Consider the following 15815-nt stretch of genomic DNA (forward strand, 5'->3'; position numbering starts at 1 on the left):
GCCCCAGTATCGGCCATGGGCCTCCCGGTCGTGCCGATGGCGGCCCGCGCGACACGGGTCGTGCCGCCCCCGGCACCGGCGGCCCGGTGACCGGTGTCCCGCCGGCCGCCGTCCGCCCCGCCTCCGCCCGGGGCGCGGTGGAGGGCACGGGGACGCCGGTTCCCCGGCCCCGCGGCCGCGCGGGGCCGGGGAACCGGAACGCGGGGCGCGCCACGGGCGCCGCGGCCCCGCGTCCGTACGCGGAGCGGGCGCGGCCCGGCGGGCCGGCCGGGTCTCCCCGGTTCCCGGCCCCGGGAGCGCGGCCGGCGGGTGCGGAGCACACCGCCGCCCCGGCCCGGACGGGGTCCGGAGCGGGGCGGCGGGAGGACGAGGAGAGGGGCAGCGGGGACTTGAACCCTTCTCCTCGGTTCACGGGACGGGCCGGCCCTGAGGGGGCCCGTCGGCATCGGCCTCTCGGCCGCGGTCAGCCCATCTCCTCCAGGGACTTGCCCTTCGTCTCCTTGACGAACTTCAGGACGAACGGGATGGAGAGCGCGGCGAACACGGTGTAGATCACGTAGGTCGTCGACAGGTTCCAGTCGGCCAGCGAGGGGAAGCTCGCGGTGATGGCCCAGTTGGCGATCCACTGCGCGGCGGCGGCCACGCCCAGGGCGGCGGCGCGGATCCGGTTGGGGAACATCTCGCCGAGCATGACCCAGACGACCACACCCCACGAGAGGGCGAAGAAGAGGACGAACATGTGGGCGGCGATCAGCGCGACCCAGCCCTGGGTGGCGGGGAGCTTGCCGTCGACGAGGTCGAAGGAGAACGCCCAGGCCTCCAGCGCGAGGCCGATCACCATGCCGACGGAACCGATGAGCGCGAGCGGCCTGCGGCCGATGCGGTCGACGAGGAGCATCGCGATGACGGTGCCGACGATGTTGATGATCGACGTGGTGAAGGAGTAGAAGAACGAGTCCGTCGGGTCGACGCCGACCGACTGCCACAGCGTCGCGGAGTAGTAGAACGCGACGTTGATGCCGACGAACTGCTGGAAGACCGACAGGCCGATACCGATCCAGACGATCGGCTTGAAGAAGAAGCTGCCGCCGAGCAGGTCCTTGAAGCGGGACCTCTCCTCGCTGCGCATCGCCGTCTCGATCTCGGTGACGCGGGCGTCCAGGTCGGACTTGCCGCCCTCGACCTGTTCGAGGATCTCGCGGGCGCGCTCGCGCTTGCCGACGGAGATCAGGTAGCGCGGGGACTCGGGGATGGTGAACGAGAGCAGCCCGTAGAGCACGGCCGGGACGACCATGATGCCGAGCATGACCTGCCAGGCCTCCAGGCCCAGCACCTCACCGCGCTGGTCGCCGCCGGCGGCGTTCAGGATGGCCCAGTTGACCAGCTGCGACACGGCGATGCCGGTGACGATCGCGGCCTGCTGGAAGGAGCCGAGCCGGCCGCGGTAGGCGGGCGGGGCGACCTCGGCGATGTAGGCCGGGCCGATGACGGAGGCCATGCCGATGGCTATGCCGCCGACGACCCGCCAGAAGGCGAGGTCGTAGAGGGAGAAGGGGAGCGCGGAGCCGATGGCGCTGACGGTGAACAGGACCGCGGCGATCTGCATGCACCGGATGCGGCCGATGCGGTCGGCGACGCGACCGGCGGTGGCGGCACCGATGGCACAGCCGATCAGCGCGATCGCGATGACCTGCGCGAGAGCGGCCGAACCGATGTCGTAGCGGTCGCGGATGGCCTCGACGGCGCCGTTGATCACGGAACTGTCGTAGCCGAAGAGGAAACCGCCCATCGCGGCCGACGCCGCGATGAAGACGACGCGCCCGAGATGCTCGGGGTGAGCCGTACCGGCTCCTGACTTCTGTGCCTGCGCTGAGCTGGTCACGTGCAACTCCTCGGGCCACCGGCATCGTCGCCGGGTGGGGGTCAGCCCTTCCAGGTCCCTCGGAAGGTACCTGAAGGTAAATACGATGACGTTGAGCTTATGTCTTCAAGTTTTGAAGTCAAGAGAGGGGATGGGTCGCGAAATGGTCACAAATTTCACGAGATGTGCGCACAGGCATGCGGATCTTGGATTCACAATGTGAATCCAAAGGGCCCGAAGGAGCCTGGTTGCCCGTCAAGCCGCCCGGCGGAGGCGCTGGCTGATGACCTTGGACACGCCGTCGCCCTGCATGGAGACGCCGTAGAGCGCGTCGGCGACCTCCATGGTGCGCTTCTGGTGCGTGATCACGATCAGCTGCGAGGCCTCCTGCAGCTCCTGCATGATCCGGATGAGCCGCTGGAGGTTGGTGTCGTCGAGCGCGGCCTCGACCTCGTCCATGACGTAGAACGGGCTGGGCCGTGCCTTGAAGATCGACACGAGCAGCGCCACGGCGGTCAGCGACCGCTCACCGCCCGAGAGCAGCGACAGCCGCTTCACCTTCTTCCCCGGCGGACGCGCCTCGACGTCCACACCCGTGGTGAGCATGTTGCCGGGGTCGGTCAGCACCAGCCGCCCCTCGCCGCCGGGGAACAGCCGGGAGAAGACTCCCTCGAATTCCCTGGCGGTGTCCCGGTAGGCCTCGGTGAAGACCTGCTCGACGCGCTCGTCGACCTCCTTGACGACCTGGAGCAGATCCGCGCGGGTCTTCTTCAGGTCCTCCAGTTGTTCGCCGAGGAACTGGTGGCGTTCCTCCAGCGCGGCGAACTCCTCCAGGGCGAGCGGGTTGACCTTGCCGAGCTGCTGGTACGCGCGCTCGGCGGCCTTCAGGCGCTTCTCCTGCTCGGCCCGTACGAAGGGGCGGGGCCGGTCGTGCGGGTGCGGCTCCGCGGTGGGGCCGCCGTCGGACTCGGCATCCGGCGGCTGCCCGCTCCCGGCGGGGGGCGAGGGCGGCACCGGCCGGTGCGGGCCGTACTCCGCCACCAGTGCCTCCGGTTCGACACCCAGTTCCTCCAGCGCCTTGGTCTCCAACTGCTCCATCCGCAGCCGCTTCTCGGCGCCGAGTACCTCGCCCCGGTGAACTGAATCCGTCAACTTGTCGAGTTCCGCCTTGAGATCGCGTCCCTCGGTCCGCGCGCGGGTGAGTTCCTGCTCGCGGTGGGCCTTCGCCGCCTCGACGGCGGCGCGCTCCTCGCCGGCCCGTGCGAGGGACACCTCGATGTGCGCGAGCAGGTGCCGGGCGCCGGCGGCGACGGCACCGGCGACGGCCGCCTCGTGCCGCAGCCGGGCCCGCCGCTGCTCGGCACGCGCGCGTGCCTCGCGTTCCGTGCGGGCGGCCCGGTCCAGGGAGTCGGCCCGCCCGGCGAGCGCCTTGACGCGTTCCTCGTGCGTCCGCGCCTGGAGGCGGGCCTCCATCTCGGTCTGCCGGGCGTTGGCGCCGTCGGCGGCGAGCCGGTCGCGCACGGAGGTGTCGGGTTCCTCGTCGAACGGCATCTCCTCGGCGACGGCGAGCCGTTCGGCGAGTTCCTCCACGTCGTCGAGCGCCTCGGCGAGGGCCTCCTGCGACCGGGTCGCGGCGGCGGCGGACCGTTCGGCCTCCCCGGCGGCCGCGCGGGCCTGCCCGGCGAGCCGGCCGAGCTGCTGGGCGACGGAGGACTTCTCCCGGTCGGCCGCCCGGCGCCGCTCCCCCAGTTCCTCGACGAGGGCCGCGCACCGGTCGCGTTCCCCGGCCGCCGCGTGCTGCGCCCGGGTCAGTTCCTCGCACCGCACGGCGAGTTCCTCCAGCTCGGCGGCGGCCTCGTCCACGGAGGCCTGCACCTCCAGCAGGCTCGGGGCTCCGGCCGAGCCGCCGTGCGCGAAGTGCGCGCCCAGCAGGTCGCCCTCGGCGGTCACGGCGGTCAGTCCGGGCCGCGCGCGCAGCAGTTCCTCGGCGTCCTCCAGGGTGTCGACGACGACGGTGCCGTGCAGCAGCCGGCGCACGGCGGGCAGCAGTTCGGCGGGGCCGCGCACCAGATCGGCGGCGTACCGGGGGCGGCCGGGCACGCCGGTGAGCGGCTCGTGCCCCCCGTCCGGCCCGTGTGCCCCGTCCGGGCTGTCGGCCCGCCGGCCGTGGGGGCCGTCGTGCGCTCCGGCACACGACTCCTCCGGGGCGGTGGCCAGGAGGAGGGCGGCGCGGCCCCCGTCCTGTGAGCGCAGCAGGCGGATCGCCTCGGCGGCGGTGGAGGGGCCGGTCACGGCGAGGGCGTCGGCGGCGGCCCCGAAGGCCGCGGCGAGGGCGGTCTCGTGGCCGGGGGCGACGGTGAGCAGTTCGCCGGCGGGGCCGAGCAGTCCGGTGAGCCGGTCCCCGGCGGCGAGCAGCACGCCGGTGCCGTCCTTGCGGCGCAGGCCCAGGGCGAGGGCCTCGTGACGGGCCCGGGTCGCGGCACGCTCGCGTTCGGCGGCGGTGGCCGCCTCGCGGGCGGCGGTGAGGGCGGTCTCGGCCCGGGCGAGACGCTGCCTGGCCTCGTCGTGCTGTCCGGCGAGCTCCGCGTCGTCGGCGTCGAGGCCGTCGACCTCGGCCCGCAGGGTCTCGTACTCCTCCTGGGCGGCGGCCGCCCGTTCCCGGGCCTCGTCGCGGGCGGCCGCCAGGCGCTCGATCTCGGCCTGGGCCGCCGCGGCGCGCGAGCGGGCGGCGCCGACCTTGCCGGTGAGGCGGGCGAGCTCCTCCCGCCGGTCGGCGACGGCACGCGCGGCGTCCTTCAGCCGCCGTTCCTCCCGGGTGAGTTCGCGTTCCAGCTCGGCGCGGTGGGCGACCGTGTCCTCCAGGGCGCGTTCGGCGGCTTCGAGGGCGGCCTCCAGCTCGGCCTCCTGTTCACGGACGCGGGCGGCCTCGCGTTCCAGGTCCTCGGGGTCGCGTCCGCGGTGCTCCTCGGGGGGTGCGGAGGTGGCGCTCCGCACGCGCGCGTCGGCGAGCGAGACGGTGCCGCGGACCCGCTCGGCGAGCTGGGACAGCTCGTACCAGGTCTGCTGGGCGTTCCGCAGGAGCGGGGCGAGGCGGCGGACCTCCTCCTCGAGGACCGCCTCGCGCCGGAGCGCCTTGTGCAGTTCCCGCTCGGCGGTCTCCCTGCGCTCCTTGAGGGCGGTCTCGTCGGCGATCTCCGCGGCGAGGGCCTCGCGCAGGCGGACGAGGTCGTCGGCGAGGAGGCGCAGACGGACATCGCGCAGGTCGGCCTGGATGACGGCGGCCCTCCGGGCGACCGCCGCCTGGCGGCCGAGGGGCTTCAGCTGCCGCCGCAGCTCGTCCGTGAGGTCCTGCACCCGTGCGAGGTTGGCCCGCATCGCGTCCAGCTTGCGCAGCGCCTTCTCCTTGCGCTTGCGGTGCTTGAGGACGCCCGCGGCCTCCTCGATGAAGGCGCGGCGGCCCGTCGGATCGGCGTGCAGGACGGAGTCCAGCTGGCCCTGGCCGACGATGACGTGCATCTCACGGCCGATGCCGGAGTCGGAGAGCAGTTCCTGGATGTCGAGGAGGCGGCAGGTGTCGCCGTTGAGCTGGTACTCGCTGCCGCCGTTGCGGAACATGATCCGCGTGATGGTGACCTCGGCGTACTCGATGGGCAGGGCCCCGTCCGAATTGTCGATGGTCAGGGACACCTCGGCCCGGCCGAGCGGGGGGCGGCCCGTGGTGCCGGCGAAGATGACGTCCTCCATCTTGCCGCCGCGCAGTGACTTGGCGCCCTGCTCGCCCATGACCCAGCTGAGCGCGTCCACGACGTTGGACTTGCCCGAGCCGTTCGGACCGACGACGCACGTGATCCCCGGTTCGAACCGGAGCGTGGTCGCCGAGGCGAACGACTTGAAGCCGCGGAGGGTCAGGGCCTTGAGGTGCACGCCGCCGGACTTTACCCGCCCGGGATGTCCCACTCCATGAACCGGCGGTTTCACCGGTGAACGCGCAGGGCAAACCACACGTTGAAGACAGTGGAAGGATGCGTGGAGCAAGGACCTCGGGGGATCCGGGCGGCGCGGGGGGCGGAGGCAGAAAAGAAGGGACGCCGGGGCGTCCCTTGCACTTCTGACAACGTGGCGGTGGTGACGGGCGGGCCGACCACTGCTGCGCCGTGGTGGAGCGGTGCAGTGATCAGGTCAGCGCAGGCTCCGCCTGGTGTGCGTCAACGCTCTCCATGATCCTGTCGCGAGAAGCGGCAGCCGCGAGCTCGTCCTTCTCCGCCTGGATCCGTCCGAGTTCGGATTCCAGGTCCTGGACGCGCTGCTGGAGCCGTCGCATCTCGGCGAGGAGTCGAGGGTCGGAGCCGCCGACGTAACCGAGAAGCGCCTTTGCCATGATGGATGGTCCTCCACAATGCGTGACCGACCTGTGCGGTGTGGGTCGTGAGGGATGAGCACCCGCGATGCTTGGCAGACCTGGAGTTGTACTGCCGTTCAGCCACGCCAAACAGCTAAGGTGCGCGGGGGCTTTCAGCGTCTCACCAAAAAGTTTGACGGTCAACACGATCACACGCCGTATCGGCCGACGACCCGGCGCACACGGCCGCCGGGCGGCCGCGCCGCGCTTCCCGCGGGCGCTCTCGGCGTGGCGGCCGTCGGTGCGGGGGAGCCTCCCACGATCTCGCGGCTCTTGGCAACCACCAGGACTTTTTCCGCTCCGCAGCCGCGGTCGCGACGGCTGTCGGGGCCCCGGAGGCCCTCCGGGGACGGCGGGCTCAGCGGATGCCGAAGCCGTCGTAGCCGCCCCGGGGTGTGTCCCAGATCTCGGTGACGCCGTCCACGTGTCCGGGCGTGTCGCCGTCCTGGAGCCAGTCGAGCAGCCCGTCGCACCGCTCGCGGGAGCCCTCCGCGACCACCTGGACGCGGCCGTCCGCCAAATTGAGAGCAAAGCCACTCAGGCCGCCGATCTCCAGCGCCTTGGCGCGCGTGAACCAGCGGAAACCCACCCCTTGGACACGTCCCCTCACCCAGGCCACCAGTCGCACATCCTCGCTCATGACTGCAACCTAACCGGACAATGTCACTCGGGGCACTCCCTCCCCTGACGGCATGCGGTACCGTCCCGATCGAATGATTCTCATATGAAACTCACTCGATGGTGTGAGTTTTGTGTTGAACGCGAGGACGAGTCGACCGACGCAAGGACGAGGAAGGCCAGGACATGGGACGCCACCGACGCTCCGCCGCCGGCCGCGCCGCCACGGGCCGCGCCGCCACGGGGGTCACTCAGCACGACGACCTGTACGACGGAGGCCACACCCCGCTGGGGGCTCACGCCGAGGACGCTCCGACGATGGGGATCGCCCCCTACCTGAACCCGGAGGCGTACGCCGAGACGGCCGCCCGGAGCGAGGCCTACCTCTTCGCGACGGAGGACGTTCCCGGGGACGGCTGGGCGGGGCACTTCGCCCAGGGCGGCTTCGCCGGAGACCCCCACCACGGGACCGGCCACCAGGGCGGCGGTTTCGCCGCGGACCCGGGCCGGCCCGTGCCCGCCGGCACGGCCGCCGCCGACACGGCCGTGTTCGCCGGCGACGACCTCCGGCGCGGGAGCGTCCCCCGGCAGGGCGGCTCCCCGGACGACGGCTTCACCCCCGGCGAGAGCGACCGGCACACGGGGGGACGGCGGCGGAAGAAGAAGGCCGCGACCCCGGTCCGCACCGGTCTGCTCGGGGTGTCCGCCGCGATGGCCCTCGGGACGGTCGCGGTGGCCTCGGGCGTGGTTCCCGGTCTCGAGAACTACAAGCTGGGCGGCGACCGCGCCCCCGGCGACAGCGTCGAGGCCGCGGGCACCCCGACCAACACTCCCGGCGGACTGGGCGGCACCTCGGGCAGCCTCGAGAACCCGAGCCGCGACGCGGGCAACCCCGCGAGCCGCGACTCCGACCGCGCCGCCTCCCCCGAGCCCTCGCCGTCGGACTCGGCCGGCGGGAAGGCGACGAGGACGCCGGAGAAGAAGGTCCCCGCGCAGGCCGGGGCCCCGGAGGAGGAGAAGCCGTCGGCGACACCGGGCGAGGAGGTGTCGGAGAAGACGGAGGCTCCGGAGCGCAGGACCGCCCCGCAGCCGGAGAGGAAGGCGCCCGGCAGCCCGGTGACCGTGTCCGAGGAGGCCGTCGCCGGAGCCCAGGTGCTCGAGCTGGTCAACCAGGAGCGGGCCAAGGTCGGCTGCAGCCCGGTGGTCGCGAACAGCTCCCTGACCACCCTGGCCACGGCGTTCAGCAAGGACATGGCCGCCCGGGGCTTCTTCGACCACACCGACCCCGACGGCGACACGCCGTGGGACCGGGCGGCGGCGGCCGGGATATCCGAGCTGGGCGGGGAGAACATCGCCCGCGGCCAGGCCACCGCCGCGGACGTGATGGAGGCCTGGATGAACAGCCCCGGCCACAAGGCGAACATCCTGAACTGCGACTTCAAGACCCTGGGCGTGGGCGTGCACTTCGGCTCCGGCGGCCCGTGGTGGACACAGAACTTCGGCTACTAGGGGTTCACGGCGGTACGCGCGACGAGGGGCGNNCGTCCGCCCCTCGTCGCGCGCCTCCCGCCCGGCCCTCCGGCACCGCCGTGCGATGAGTGCGTTCCGGGGGTGGGGGCGGGCCCGAAGTACGCTGAAGGCATGACAAGCACGCGGCCGCACCCGGAGGACTCGGCGGAGCAGCGGCCCCCCTACAACGCGTTCGCCAGGGTGTGCCCGTCGCGCGGGACGCTGGAGCATGTGACGGGACGCTGGGGCGCGCTGACGCTCGGGGCGCTGAGCGGGGGTTCGCTGCGCTTCAACGAGCTGCGCCGCCGGGTCGACGGCGTGAGCGAGAAGATGCTCTCCCAGACCCTGCACGCGCTGGAGCGCGACGGCCTGGTCCACCGCGAGGCGCAGCCCACCAATCCTCCCCGGGTGGACTACGAACTCACCCCGCTGGGCCACGAGGTGGCGCGGCGCGTGCTCTCCCTCATCCGTTTCCTGGAGGACAGCATGGACGACGTGCTCCGGGCCCGTGAGAGCTACGACGAGGCGCGCGGAGCCCTCTGACACCTCGGGCAGAAGTAGCTGGACCGGTTCATCCAGGGCCTCCGGCGCACCGGTGTGCCGCACCGGCGGCAGGGCAGGCCCTCCCGGCCGTAGGCGTCCAGGGACCGGTCGAAGTAACCCGATTCGCCGTTGACGTTGACGTACAGGCTGTCGAAGCTGGTGCCGCCCACCGCGAGGGCGGCGTTCATCACGTCCCGGACGTGGTCCAGGAGGAGCTGGGAACGCGGGCGGGTGAAGGTCTCCGTGGGGCGCTCGTAGTGGATGCGGGCCCGCCACAGCGCCTCGTCCGCGTAGATGTTGCCCACTCCGCTGATCAGCGACTGGTCCAGCAGGGCCCGCTTGATCGTGGTGCGCTTGCGGCGCAGCGCCCGGTGGAAGGCCTCGTCGTCGAAGAGCGGGTCGAGGGGGTCGCGGGCGATGTGCGCGATGACGTCGGGCAGCCCGTCGGGGGTGTTGTCGTGGAGCGAAAGTCCGCCGAAGGTGCGCTGGTCGACGAACCGGAGCTCGGTGTCCAGGTCGTCGGTGAAGCGGACCCTCACCCGCAGGTGCTTCTCGTCCGCCGCGGTGTGCGGCTGGACCAGCAGCTGGCCGCTCATGCCGAGGTGGGCCAGGACCGACTGGTCCGAGTCCTCCAGGGGCAGCCACAGGTACTTGCCGCGGCGGCTGGGGACGCCGACGCGGTGGCCCTTCAGGCGGTGGGCGAAGTCGTCGGCGCCGGCGAGGTGGCGGCGGACCGCGCGCGGGTGCAGCACCTCGGCCGCGGCGACGGTCCGGTGGGCGACCCACCGCTCCAGTCCGCGCCGTACGACCTCGACCTCGGGCAGCTCGGGCATGGTGTCCCCCTCCGGGGAGTTCTCTCGACGGCCACGACCCCGAGCGCCCGCCCCGGTGGGGGCGGGCGCTCGGGTCGCGCTCTGCGTGCGGCGCGGACACCCCCGGGAACCGCGGGTGCCGCGTGATCCGTCCGGTCCGCGTACGGATCGTCAGGCGGAGGCCGCCGCCGAGGTGTCGGCGGCGGGCTCGGCGCCGGCGGCCGGGACGGCCGCCTCGGCCGGGGCGGCCCCTTCGGCCGGGACAGCCGTTTCGGCCGGGGCGGCCGTCTTGGCGCGCTCGTCCGCCGCGGCCCGGATGGACCGCCAGGCGGACTCGGCGGCCTGCTGCTCCGCTTCCTTCTTGCTGCGGCCGGTGCCGGTGCCGTACGAGACGCCTCCGACGCGGGCGGCAGCAGTGAAGGTCTTCTCGTGGTCGGGACCGGTCTCCGTGACCAGGTACTCGGGCACACCGAGTCCCTCGGTCGCGGTGAGTTCCTGGAGACTGGTCTTCCAGTCCAGGCCGGCACCGAGGTTGGAGGACTTCTCGATCAGCGGGTCGAACAGACGGTGCACCAGCTCCGCCGCCGAGTCGAGTCCCTGGTCGAGATAGACCGCGCCGATCACCGCTTCGAGGGTGTCGGCGAGGATGGACGCCTTGTCCCGGCCACCTGTGCCCTCTTCACCGCGGCCGAGCCGGATGAAGGAACCGAGGTCGAGCCCGCGGCCCACCTCCGCCAGCGCACGCGAGTTGACCACCGCGGCCCGCAACTTGGCCAGCTGGCCTTCGGGCAGATCGGGGTGGGTGCGGTACAGCGTGTCCGTGACGACGAGGCCGAGCACGGAGTCCCCGAGGAACTCCAGCCGCTCGTTCGTCGGCAGACCGCCGTTCTCGTACGCGTAGGAACGGTGGGTCAGCGCGCGCACCAGAAGGGCGGACTCGAGCCGATAGCCGAGCCGCCCTTCCAGAAGCGTGTGGGACGAGGCCTGGGGTTCCGCCGATCCGCTCCCGCTCACGCGGGGCGACTGCTTCTTGGGCGTGGACACAGTGCCTCTCACCAGCCGCTCAGACCTCGAGGACCTGGCGCTTGTTGTAGGTGCCGCACGCCGGGCACGCGATGTGCTGCTGCTTGGGCTCGTGGCAGCGCTCGCACGCAACCAGGGTGGGGACCGCAGCCTTCCACTGCGACCGGCGGTGGCGCGTGTTGCTGCGCGACATCTTCCGCTTCGGAACAGCCACGGCTACTTCTCCTGCTTCTCGTCGACGCCCGGTTCGGCGCCGCTCATCTCGTCCTTCTCGCCATCTTCGAGTGAACCGGCGAGTCCCTGCAGTGCCGCCCAACGGATGTCGACGGCGTCGTGGTGGTGGTCCGGGTCGTCCGCGAGCCGGGCTCCGCATTCGGAGCACAGGCCGGGGCAGTCGTCCTGGCACACCGGCTGCATCGGCAGTGCGAGCACCACCGCATCGCGCAGCACGGGCTCGAGGTCGAACATGCCGTCCTCGAGGGGGAGCCCGTCCTCGTCGTCCTCGGCGTCGTCGCCCGGTTCCGCCTTCACGCGGCCCCGGTCGTCGGCGTCAGGGTACGAGAACATCTCCTGGTAGTCCGCGACGAGCTCCTGCTCGAGCGGCTCCAGACACCTTACGCACTCCCCCTCGGCCGTGGCACGGGCGGTGCCTGTGACGAGCACACCTTCCATGACCGACTCGAGCCGGAGTTCGAGTTCCACCGGGGCGCCTTCCGGCACTCCGATGACCCCCTGGATCCCGAGGTCCCCGGGCGCCTCGATCGAGCGGGTCAGGCGCTGCTGCGCGCCCGGCCTCCGTCCCAGCTCGTGCGTGTCGAACACGAGGGGATTGCGGTGGTCGAGGCGGGCGTTCAGAGCCATTCCTGCTTTCGGTCTTCGAACTCGGGGAAACGCCGTCCCGTGGTGTTCCCGGGCAGCGCGGATCGCGGACGTCTCCGGAGACGGAGCAGCGCACACACGACCGATGAGCCAGGATACTGGACCTTCGGCTCTCGTCCCAATCCGGGCCGGTGCCCGGCGCCGGCCGGACGGTCAGCCGTTGCCGCGGCCCTGTTCGTAGGCGCGCAGCTGCTCGGCGCTGATCATGCTGGTGTCGAAGAGGCTGGTCTCGTCGAGGGCCGCCGGGTTCTGCTGCTGGGCGTAGTCCTGCCGGCCCTGCCCGGGGTCGTAGGACGGCTGCTGCGGCGTCTCGTAGCCCTGGTAGGCGGCGTACGGGTCGGCCTGCTGAGCGGCGGCCTGCTGCGGGTAGCCGTAGGGGTCCTGTCCGCCGCCGTACTGCTGCTGGTAGCCGCCGTACGGATCGGGCTGCTGGTTCTGCTGCGCGTAGCCGTACGCCTGTTCCTGCCCGGCGTAGTCCTGCTGGGTCACCTGCGGGGCCTGCCGGGGCTGCTCGGGCACGGCCTGCGGGGAGCGCACGGACCGCTGGGCCGGGGCGTCCGCCATGGCCGCGAGGTCGGCGAGGTAGTCGGCGTCGCTGGAGTGCTGGACCGTCGTCATGTCCTCGGCCAGGGCGCCGAGGTCGTCGCTGGCGATCCGGCCGTGCAGGGTCTGACGGCCCCGGCCGACCGCCTCCAGGGTCTTGGCGAGGACCGCCTCGAAGGCGCCGAGCTTGACGTCCACGTATGTGTCGGCGCTGCGGCGCAGGGTCTCCGGGTCGTGGCTGCGCTCGGGGGCGTCCTCGTCCTCGTGGCCCTGCTCGTCGAGGCCGGGCCCGGTGCCGAGCAGCTTCTCGCGGCCGCGGCCCACGGAGCCGAGGGTCTTGGTGAGGACGACCTCGAAGTTGGCGAGCTTGGAGTCGACGTAGTCGTCGGCCTCCGCGCGGATCTCCTCGGCCTCCCTGCGGGCCTCGTCGAGGATCCGGTCGGCTTCGGACCGGGAGCGGCGGGCGACCTCGGTGCCGGAGATCAGGGAGCCGCGCTCGGCGTGCGCGCCCTCGATGATCCGCTCGGCCTCCCGGCGCGCCTGCTCGACCATCTGCTCGCGGTCGCCGATGAGTTCCTGGGCCTGGGCGAGGGAGTCGGGCAGCGCCGCGCGCACCTCTTCGAGCATCGAGAGCAGGTCGGCGCGGTTGACCACGCACGAGGCCGACATGGGCATCGAGCGGGCCCCGGAGACCAGGTCGACGATCTCGTCCAGCTTCTTCTGCACGTCCACCGTGTGCTCGCCATTCTCTACAGCTGTGTTGGAGACGGACGCAACGACTGTACGGCCCCGGGGCGGGCGGGGAACACCGCCCGGCGGATCGCCCGGAGGCCGGCGCCCGGGACCCGGGGCCCGGGACCCGGGGCCCGGAGTCCGGGGCCCGCCCGGTTCCGCCGGGTGCCCGCCCGGACAGCGCCCGGAGGGTGCGCGGGAAGGACCTCCGGTCCTTCGGGGAGGCCCTCCACCCCTGCGGGAGGGCTTGCCGGTCCTCCTAGTCCTTGCGGAGGCGCTCGGAGAGTGCGGAGAGGACCTCCGGGGGCACCAGGTGCGAGACGTCTCCGCCCCAGGTGGCGACCTCCTTGACCAGGGAGGACGACAGGAAGCTGTAGGTCGGGTTGGTGGGGATGAAGAGGGTCTCCACGCCCGAGAGGCCGTTGTTCATCTGGGCCATCTGCAGTTCGTAGTCGAAGTCGCTGACCGCGCGCAGTCCCTTGACGATCGCGGGGATGTCGCGCTGCTTGCAGAAGTCGACGAGCAGGCCGTGGAAGGCCTCGACCCGGACGTTCCCGTACTCGGCGGTGACCCGGCCGATCAGGTCGATCCGTTCCTCGACCTCGAAGAGGCCCTTCTTGGCCTGGTTGATCATCACCGCGACGTAGACCTCGTCGTAGAGGCTCGAGGCGCGGGCGATGATGTCGAGATGTCCATTGGTGATCGGGTCGAACGACCCGGGGCAGACGGCGCGGCGCACTGGCGATCCCTCGCTCTCCGGTCCGGTCATCGTGCGTCTTCGCACGTAGAGGCCGCGCGACCGTACCAAAACGTTCCCTCTCCGTAGCGGCGGGCCCGGAGGGCCTCGAAGCCGGGCGGCCACGCGAAATCCCCGCCTCTGGTACTGCGCTCCACGGTGACGAGGGCTTCGTCGGCGAGCCAGCCCCCGGTACGGAGTGTGAGCAGGATCTCGCGGAGATCGTCGTCGGTGACGGCGTACGGGGGGTCGAGGAAGACGAGGCCGTACGGTTCGGCCGGCGGGGGCGTGCGGATGATCTGCTCCGCTTTGCCCGGTCTGACCTCGGCGCCGGGCAGCCCCAGCGCCCTGACGTTGTCCCGGACCGTGCGGACGGCCCGGGCGTCGGCCTCGACGAGGAGGGTGTGTCCGGCTCCCCGGGACAGGGCCTCCAGGCCGACGGCGCCGGAACCGGCGTACAGGTCGAGGACGCGCTCACCGTCCAGCGTGCCGCCGAGGAGGGCCTGCCAGGTGGAGAACAGGCCTTCGCGCGCGCGGTCGGAGGTGGGGCGGGTGCCGTTGCCCGGCGGTACGCCCAGGCGGCGTCCGCCGGCCCGGCCGGCGATCACGCGGGTCATGTCCTCGTCCTTGTCCTCGTCGGTGCGCCGGCCGGTGCCCGGGGCCGGCCGTCCCAGTCTGTCAGCCCTTCTCCAGGTACTGCTCCCTCTCGTCGTCCAGCAGGGCCGCCAGCGCGGTGCGCAGTCCGGGCAGCCGCTCCAGCCCGGGGTCGGCGGCGACGAGCGCGGTGGCCTCCTCGCGGGCCTCGGCGATGACCTCCTCGTCGTCGATGACGGCGAGCATGCGCAGGCTGGAGCGGGTGCCGGACTGGGCCTGGCCCAGGACGTCGCCCTCGCGGCGCTGTTCGAGGTCGAGGCGGGAGAGCTCGAAGCCGTCGAGGGTGCCGGCGACCGCGCCGAGCCGCTGCCGGGCCGGACTCGCCTCGGGCATCTCGGTGACGAGCAGGCACAGGCCGGGGGCCGAGCCGCGGCCGACCCGGCCGCGCAGCTGATGGAGCTGGGAGACGCCGAAGCGGTCCGCGTCCATGATCACCATGGCGGTGGCGTTGGGAACGTTGACGCCGACCTCGATGACGGTGGTGGCGACCAGGACGTCGGTCTCGCCGGCCGCGAAGCGGCGCATGACGGCGTCCTTGTCGTCCGGCTGCATCCTGCCGTGCAGGACCTCCACGCGCAGGCCGCTCAGGGGCCCTGCGGCCAGGTGCGCGGCGACGTCGAGGACGGCGAGCGGCGGGCGCTTCTCGGCGTCGTCCGCGCAGGACGCGGGCTTCGCCTTCCCGGCCTTCTTCGGGTCGTCCTCCTCGTCCCCGATGCGGGGGCAGACCACGTACGCCTGGTGGCCGTTCCCGACCTCCTCGCGGACCCGCTCCCAGGCGCGGGCCAGGAAGTGGGGCTTGTCGGCGGCGGGGACGACGTGGCTGGCGATGGGCGAGCGGCCGGCCGGGAGCTGGTCCAGGACGGAGGTCTCCAGGTCGCCGAAGACGGTCATCGCGACCGTGCGGGGGATGGGCGTGGCGGTCATGACGAGCAGGTGCGGGGGCTGTTTGCCCTTGCCGCGCAGGGCGTCGCGCTGCTCGACGCCGAACCGGTGCTGCTCGTCGACCACGACCAGGCCCAGGTCGTGGAACCGCACCTTGTCCTCGATCAGCGCGTGGGTGCCGATCACGAGGCCGGCCTCGCCGGTGGCCAGGTCCAGCAGGGCGTGGCGGCGGGCCGCCGCGCCCATCGAGCCGGTGAGCAGCACGACCTTCGTGGCGTTCTCCGCCCCGCCCAGCATGCCGCCCTCGGCCAGCTCGCCCATCATCTCGGTGATCGAGCGGTGGTGCTGCTGGGCGAGCACCTCGGTGGGCGCCAGCATGGCCGCCTGTCCCCCCGCGTCGACGACGGCGAGCATGGCGCGCAGGGCGACCAGGGTCTTTCCGCTGCCGACCTCGCCCTGGAGCAGCCGGTGCATCGGGTGTTCGGTGGCGAGGTCGTCGAAGATCTCCTCGGAGACCTTCCGCTGGCCGTCGGTGAGCGTGAAGGGGAGCCGGTCGTCGAAGGCGGCCAGCAGGCCGTCGGGCCGCGGTCTGCGGGCGACGGCGGGGAGCAGGGCGTCGGCGTG

14 protein-coding genes are annotated in these 15815 nt (G+C 72.6%); 2 read left to right on the forward strand and 12 right to left on the reverse strand.

The window, feature by feature from the left end; translation table 11 throughout:
* Positions 1-463: 463 nt before the first annotated feature.
* The 4 genes from AOK18_RS01860 to AOK18_RS01875 form a co-directional block, all read right to left on the reverse strand.
* A complete protein-coding gene (locus AOK18_RS01860) occupies positions 464-1882 on the reverse strand; it encodes a sugar porter family MFS transporter (RefSeq protein ID WP_055572311.1) in 1419 nt (472 codons plus the stop codon).
* Between the two features lie 234 nt (positions 1883-2116).
* On the reverse strand, positions 2117-5785 hold the full coding sequence (gene smc, locus AOK18_RS01865) for a chromosome segregation protein SMC (RefSeq protein ID WP_055693110.1): 3669 nt from the start codon (positions 5783-5785) through the stop codon (positions 2117-2119).
* A gap of 250 nt (positions 5786-6035) precedes the next feature.
* Complete coding sequence (locus AOK18_RS01870) at positions 6036-6239, reverse strand: hypothetical protein (RefSeq protein WP_055572313.1); 204 nt, start codon at positions 6237-6239, stop codon at positions 6036-6038.
* A 379-nt stretch (positions 6240-6618) separates the two neighbouring features.
* Positions 6619-6900 carry an acylphosphatase gene (locus AOK18_RS01875; protein WP_055572314.1) on the reverse strand — a complete coding sequence of 94 codons (282 nt, stop codon included), beginning with the start codon at positions 6898-6900 and terminating at the stop codon, positions 6619-6621.
* Positions 6901-7064: 164 nt separating this feature from the next.
* Here AOK18_RS01875 and AOK18_RS01880 point away from each other — a divergent pair, with 164 nt between their 5' ends.
* Both AOK18_RS01880 and AOK18_RS01885 read left to right on the forward strand, forming a co-directional pair.
* Positions 7065-8387, forward strand: a complete 1323-nt coding sequence (locus AOK18_RS01880) for a CAP domain-containing protein (protein WP_055693111.1) — start codon at positions 7065-7067, stop codon at positions 8385-8387.
* 132 nt (positions 8388-8519) lie between these two features.
* The gene (locus AOK18_RS01885) at positions 8520-8930 is read left to right on the forward strand and encodes a winged helix-turn-helix transcriptional regulator (protein WP_055572316.1); all 411 of its coding nucleotides are present in this window, start codon (positions 8520-8522) and stop codon (positions 8928-8930) included.
* On the opposite strand, the gene mutM is transcribed toward AOK18_RS01885, so the two are convergent.
* The 8 genes from mutM to AOK18_RS01925 form a co-directional block, all read right to left on the reverse strand.
* Positions 8903-9763, reverse strand: a complete 861-nt coding sequence (mutM, locus tag AOK18_RS01890) for a bifunctional DNA-formamidopyrimidine glycosylase/DNA-(apurinic or apyrimidinic site) lyase (RefSeq protein ID WP_055572317.1) — start codon at positions 9761-9763, stop codon at positions 8903-8905. The genes AOK18_RS01885 and mutM overlap by 28 nt on opposite strands.
* A gap of 150 nt (positions 9764-9913) precedes the next feature.
* Positions 9914-10798: a ribonuclease III gene (gene rnc, locus AOK18_RS01895; protein ID WP_206281489.1), complete on the reverse strand. Its 885-nt coding sequence runs from the start codon at positions 10796-10798 to the stop codon at positions 9914-9916.
* A 7-nt stretch (positions 10799-10805) separates the two neighbouring features.
* Positions 10806-10979: a 50S ribosomal protein L32 gene (gene rpmF / locus AOK18_RS01900; RefSeq protein ID WP_028802425.1), complete on the reverse strand. Its 174-nt coding sequence runs from the start codon at positions 10977-10979 to the stop codon at positions 10806-10808.
* A gap of 2 nt (positions 10980-10981) precedes the next feature.
* The gene (locus AOK18_RS01905; RefSeq protein WP_055572319.1) at positions 10982-11626 is read right to left on the reverse strand and encodes a YceD family protein; all 645 of its coding nucleotides are present in this window, start codon (positions 11624-11626) and stop codon (positions 10982-10984) included.
* 171 nt (positions 11627-11797) lie between these two features.
* Positions 11798-12919: an ATP synthase F0 subunit B gene (locus AOK18_RS01910; RefSeq protein WP_055572320.1), complete on the reverse strand. Its 1122-nt coding sequence runs from the start codon at positions 12917-12919 to the stop codon at positions 11798-11800.
* Between the two features lie 259 nt (positions 12920-13178).
* The gene (coaD, locus tag AOK18_RS01915) at positions 13179-13658 is read right to left on the reverse strand and encodes a pantetheine-phosphate adenylyltransferase (RefSeq protein ID WP_055572321.1); all 480 of its coding nucleotides are present in this window, start codon (positions 13656-13658) and stop codon (positions 13179-13181) included.
* A 26-nt stretch (positions 13659-13684) separates the two neighbouring features.
* Positions 13685-14272 (reverse strand): 16S rRNA (guanine(966)-N(2))-methyltransferase RsmD, encoded by a 588-nt coding sequence (rsmD, locus tag AOK18_RS01920; protein ID WP_055693113.1) that lies wholly within the window; start codon positions 14270-14272, stop codon positions 13685-13687.
* 61 nt (positions 14273-14333) lie between these two features.
* Positions 14334-15815 (reverse strand): ATP-dependent DNA helicase RecG (locus tag AOK18_RS01925; RefSeq protein ID WP_055693114.1); only part of this gene is annotated, 1482 nt, incomplete at its 5' end.

Origin of the sequence: Streptomyces prasinopilosus (assembly GCF_001419695.1) — a bacterium.
GTDB classification, from domain to species: Bacteria; Actinomycetota; Actinomycetes; order Streptomycetales; family Streptomycetaceae; genus Streptomyces; species Streptomyces prasinopilosus.